The following is a 4,849-nucleotide window of genomic DNA, read 5'->3' on the forward strand; positions in this document are numbered from 1 at the left end:
CTTGATCTTGTCTTTGACATTCTCGGCGGTGAAGCCGAATTGATTCAGAATGAATGCAGGCGTCTTGTTCAAAATCACGGCGCGTTGCAAGGAGCCTGCGGCATCTTCGGCAGTAACCGGATTGCCGGACTGGAATTTCACGCCCTCGCGCATTGTGAAGGTAATGGTCATGCCATCTTCCGACACGGTCCAGGCCGTGGCCAGATCGGGAACATAGCCTTTGTCAAAATCGAGTGGGTCAAAGTTCACCAGCTTGCCATAGACGTTCTGGTTCACGTCCGAGCCTGCAAATTCAAAGCTTTGCGCGGGGTCAAGCGAGGTGATGTCGTCAATGCGGTTGGCGATCACCAGCATATTGGGCGGTGTTTCCGCAACCGCCGCCATTGATGTAAAGCTGAGCGCGACTGCCATCGCCGCCGAGCTGAGGGTTTTGCTCCAGAATGTCATGTTCTCTCTCTCTGTTGTTGTCGTTGTTTTATCGAGACGTTGATCGCCCCATATCCGTTGCAAGGGCGTCATCCGCCCCAGGTTTTTTCCAGCACACGCAGCCAGTTTTCATGGCAGATCTTCTTGATCAGCGCTGCGCCATAGCCATGGTCGGCCATCGCCTGCCGCAGACTGGGCAATCCTGCCACGCTGGTCAAGGGTTCTGGAACCGTCGCGCCGTCATAATCCGAACCGAGACCAACCCGATCCTCGCCCAGATGTTCGATCAGATGGTCCAGATGCCGCAGCATCTGGGAAAGTGGCACATCGGCAAGCATCCTTCCATCGTCACGCAGGAACGCGACCGCGAAATTCAACCCCACCATACCGTCACTTTCGCGAATCGCCGCAAGTTGCTTGTCGGTCAGATTGCGGCTGTGCGGGCAAATCACATGGGCGTTGGAATGGGTGGCGACAATCGGCGCATCTGAATGGCGCACCACATCCCAAAACCCGGCCTCATTCAGATGCGACAGATCCAGCATGATGCCCAGTTGGTTGCAGCGTTTGACCAGCCTGACACCCGCCTCTGTCAGCCCCGGCCCGGTGTCGGGGGAACTGGGAAAACTGAACGGCACGCCATGGCCGAAAATCGTCGGGCGACTCCAGACCGGACCGATCGAGCGCAACCCGGCCTGATAAAGCACATCAAGTCCGTGCAGATCAGCGTCAATCGCCTCTGCGCCCTCGATATGAAAGATCGCGGCCATCACGCCAGACCCAAGGGTTTTACGCAGTTCCGCAACCGTGCGGCAGATTTTCAACGCACCTTTGCGTTCCAGATCAAACAGGATCGCCGCTTGTGCCATCACCACCGGCATTGCATCGGCGATGGGGACCATTTCAGGCAGAGGCAGGTCATATTTGGGTTTGACCATCTCCTCCATCCGCGCCTCTTTGTTGGAGGGGGAGGGGACGTAAACGGCAAAAAAGCCACCGCCGAATCCCCCTGCCTTAGCCTGCGGCACATCGAGCGCACCCTCACAGCCGGTCACAAACCCCGCGGTCGCCGCCATCGCGCCAGCTTTGTAGAGTTTGAGCAATGCGTCGTTATGCCCGTCAAAAATCAGTGGCAGTTGATCATTCGCCAAGTTCCCAGTCCCTTTGCCAGTGTCTTTCCGGCAGAGTACGGAAAATGCAACGCAATGCCAGAAAAAACTTGAAGAATTTATTATCGGAAGCCGCTGTGCGGGGCCGTCCCGACTTCCCGGCAATTGAACGGCCAAACCTGCGCCGTCCAGGCGGAAAATCCTGCGTAAATGGCCGAAGGCGGCTTATGCGCCGCGTTTGCGGGTGCGATGATAGGTCAATGCCGCGTGCAGACAGAACTGCAACGGAATTTCGGGCAGCGGCGCCGTTGCGGATAAAAGCAGAGCGCGGTTGCCCTCAAACTGAAAGTCATCGGGAAACTGGCTGCGGAAGGTCTCGATCAGCGTTGTCTTGCAGTTCAGGAAAATCGCGCAGTTTCCCGGCGCTGATTTCGGCATCCCAAGCCGGATCGTCGTGCCGGATTTGCTCGTTTCGGTCAAATAAGCAGGTTCGCCCCATTTCAGCGTCTCGGTCAAAGGGCCAACACCCTCGGTTCTGGCGGCAACCGCAAAAACCATCTCGCGCAGGCGCAGCAGTTGCGTTCCGATTGACGCCGGATAACCTGCGATGACATCGGCGACCCTGGCCGGAATGGCTGGGCTTGTCAGGGTATCTGCATTAATCTCAATCTCCCCGCTCAAATGATCGCGGCCTCTAGGTAAGGCTCCCCGCGCGCGATCCGCCCGTAACCAAGCGGCGAAAGGTCAAGGCTGCGGTATTCGCCATAGGTCAGCCATTCGGCCACCCCGCGCCCCATCGCCGGGGATTGCTGCAAGCCGTGACCGGAGAATCCATTCTGGAAAATGAAATTCGTGACTTCCGGATGCGGGCCGACAATCGCGTTCTGGTCCAGCGTGTTCATCGCGTAATGCCCGACCCATTCGCGCTGCACCCGGATCGCCTCAAACTGTGGGATACGGGTGGCGATGGCGGGCCAGATCTTGTTCTCCCAAAGGCTATGGTCCATCGCGAAATCATCAAACGCCGCACCTGGGTCGGGATCAGAATGACCGCCCGCCATATAGCTTTGCTTGCCGTCCTGACGAAAATGCACACCAGAGGGGTCAATGGTCAGCGGCAAGTCGCGGTCCAGTGGCTGTTCGGCGGTGAAAACCCAAGTGTAGCGTTTGCGCGGCTCCACCGGAAGGTCGATCCCCGCCATGCGCGCCGTGGCCGCCGCGCGCGGGCCAGAGCAATTGACGACATGGCCACAGCCAATCACCTGACCGGAGGCAAGCGTCACGCTTTCGACCGCGGTGCCAGCGGCATTGCGCGTCATCGCCATCACCTCACCCCGGATATATTCCGCCCCCTTCGCACGCGCCTGCCTGCGAAACCAGTCGAACACCGTGATCCCGTCCCAATAGCCTTCGTCCTTCGTGTTGAGACTGCCAAGCAGGATGTCATCGACGTTGTAAAACGGGTAGGCGTCCTTGATCTGCTGCCCCGTCAGCACCCGCGTTCCCGCCCCGGCGGCAGTTTGCACCTTTTGCCCCGCGCGTAGCACATCGGCAAAAGCCGGGGTGTCGGCCATGTAGAGATAGCCGAAGTTGTGGATTTTCAGACGCGGGGCGTCAGGGCCCATATGCTTCGGCAGGTTCTGGATGAATTCCGCCGCGAATTGCGAAATCCGAACGTTCAGCGTTGATGAGAATTGCTGGCGTATGCAGGAATTGGTGTGTGAGGTTGACGCGAATTCGTAACCGGGGTCACGCTCCACCACCAGAATGGTACCGTCAAAATCCGGGTTTTGCGTCAGGAACCACGCGGTCGCTGACCCCATGATCGCGCCGCCGACGATGACCACATCGTAAGCCTGCCGCTTTGTCGCCACTGCCCGAACGTCTTTTACCATCGCCGCCCCCATTCCCGCTTTCCCGCAACCATACAATGCGCGAAATGACAAGAGAAGCCACCAATGTGAAACCAATGGATGTCCGACGCCGTTGCTGGGCGGTGAACTCCCGCCCAGTCGCGCGAACAAGCGCCTCGACGAACGCACCGTGGAGCGGGCGCGCGGCGTGGATTTTCAGCGTCCGCGGCCATCTCTGGGGCGGCAGAATTCGACCTTGGGGTGCAGGCGGCCAGGCGCTTACGCGGCACCGGCCGCACAGCGGGGCAGGGGCGCCTAGCAGCGCCAGTGCATTCCGACATGAACGGAATTTCTGAACGCGACCACGTTCAGTGCCAACGCGCCGACCACCATGTCTTTACCAGCTATTTGCACGCTGGCGGCGACCCATGCCACCCGAACAGCGGCGGCACCGGACGCACACAAGCAGGCTCGGGGCCGGAAGCTCTGAATGATGCGCTTCCGGTCCCTCTGCCGGCATGTGTCATGCGAAGATGAAGTCTTCCGCCGTTATTGCAGCCACAGCCATATTCTCCAGCATAATTCCACCCGAACCGTACCAGATGGTTGCGTCTGCACCCGTTTGGCTGATGGTCAGGGTGTCAAAGCTGGCATTTTGATATGTGATGCGAAGAAGGTCGATGCCGTCCTCATAATCGGTGACGGTATCCAAGCCGCTGTGTGTGCCGAAAACAAAAGTATCAGATCCGGCCCCACCAGTCATCTTGTCATTGCCCACGCCACCGTTCAGCGTGTCATTTCCCGCGCCACCGCTCAGCATGTCCCAGCCCGCCGAGGCATCAAGATAATCGTCGCCATCGCCGCCAGACAAATTGTCATGACCAACGCCGCCTTCGATCGTATCATTGCCACCGGCACCGTCGATCACATCGTTGCCGCGATGGCCCATCAGCACGTCGCCGTCATCGCCGCCCGTGATGGTATCATGGCCCGCAAGGCCGCGCACCGTATCCGACCCGCTTCCGTTCCCATTATAGATATCGTTGCCAATTCCCAGATGCACCGAATCCAGTCCATCGCCGCCTGACACAACATCATCCCCGGCTTGCGCAAAGATCAGATCGTCGCCGGCGGCACCGTTCAGCGTGTCCTCGCCATTGCCACCCGTAAGCTGGTCATTGCCGATGCCACCCGAAATGTTGTCATCACCGGGTCCACCAATCACCGTATCGTTCCCGATACCGCCCAGAACGGTATCATTGCCAGCGTTACCGTGGAGATAGTCATCACCCGCGCCACCGTGCAAGTTGTCATTACCATCGGCACCAAGCAGAGTGTCGTTTCCGTCATTCCCGGTAAGGGTGTTGTCTGCATCGTTGCCGGTAAGCCGGTCGTTGCCGCTGCCACCCGTTGCGTTCTCGATCACCACATCATTGGCGATTGTATAGCCTCCTGCGATGC

5 protein-coding genes are annotated in these 4,849 nt (G+C 58.8%); all 5 read right to left on the reverse strand.

Translation table 11 applies throughout. From position 1 onward, the window contains the following. The coding region (locus L0H65_RS14655; RefSeq protein WP_301459788.1) for an ABC transporter substrate-binding protein at nt 1-447 on the reverse strand (447 nt) is incomplete at its 3' end. A gap of 68 nt (nt 448-515) precedes the next feature. Beyond that, a complete protein-coding gene (locus L0H65_RS14660) occupies nt 516-1,577 on the reverse strand; it encodes a dipeptidase (protein ID WP_301459789.1) in 1,062 nt (353 codons plus the stop codon). A 183-nt stretch (nt 1,578-1,760) separates the two neighbouring features. Next, a complete protein-coding gene (locus L0H65_RS14665; RefSeq protein WP_301459790.1) occupies nt 1,761-2,216 on the reverse strand; it encodes a DUF1801 domain-containing protein in 456 nt (151 codons plus the stop codon). Further along, nucleotides 2,213-3,430: an FAD-binding oxidoreductase gene (locus L0H65_RS14670; protein WP_301459791.1), complete on the reverse strand. Its 1,218-nt coding sequence runs from the start codon at nt 3,428-3,430 to the stop codon at nt 2,213-2,215. The genes L0H65_RS14665 and L0H65_RS14670 overlap by 4 nt, the downstream gene beginning before the upstream one ends. A gap of 481 nt (nt 3,431-3,911) precedes the next feature. After that, nucleotides 3,912-4,849: calcium-binding protein (locus L0H65_RS14675; protein WP_301459792.1), on the reverse strand; the 938-nt coding region annotated here is incomplete at its 5' end.

Origin of the sequence: Pseudorhodobacter sp. (genome assembly GCF_030452865.1) — a bacterium.
Lineage (GTDB): Bacteria > Pseudomonadota > Alphaproteobacteria > Rhodobacterales > Rhodobacteraceae > Pseudorhodobacter.